This window comes from Pseudomonas sp. RGM 3321 (assembly GCF_022836805.1).
Lineage (GTDB): Bacteria > Pseudomonadota > Gammaproteobacteria > Pseudomonadales > Pseudomonadaceae > Aquipseudomonas.
The window spans coordinates 1-420 of record NZ_JALHBH010000029.1 but is presented as its reverse complement, the minus strand read 5'-3'; the positions used below and the strand labels follow the sequence as shown (position 1 = coordinate 420).

Below are 420 nucleotides of genomic sequence, written 5' to 3'. Positions count from 1 at the left end.
CTTTGCCCTGATTTGGATACTCTCAGGTCCAGCCCAAGAAACGCGATAAAGGCGTTCGCTCCGCTGAACTCGCCTCGCTGAAAAGAAGTGACCAAACGAGCTGCAGTCAGAAAGCCGATACCCTCTACTTTCATACAGCGGTTGACCTGCCTCATCAGCCCGGCTTCCTGCAGTACATCGCGAATCTTCTTTTCAACGAGCGCCTCAAATCGTTTCATCGAGTTGACCTGATGGGCGAACGCTGTTCTCAGAAAAGGCTCGTTGGTCCAGCTTTGTACCAGGCCAGTACGAGCCTGAACCAAGGCTGCACGACGTCGAAACAGGCTCAGAAGCTGCCGATAAAGCGGGCTGGCAGGTATCCAGGGCCGCAACTCATCAAGCTCGTTTTTCAGGTATCGGGCCAGCAAACGAGCATCCTGG

General features: G+C 54.3%; 1 protein-coding gene. It reads right to left on the bottom strand.

Annotated elements, in window-relative coordinates; all coding sequences use genetic code 11:
• The coding region (locus tag RGM3321_RS00095; RefSeq protein WP_244391005.1) for a transposase at nucleotides 1-420 on the bottom strand (420 nt) is incomplete at both ends.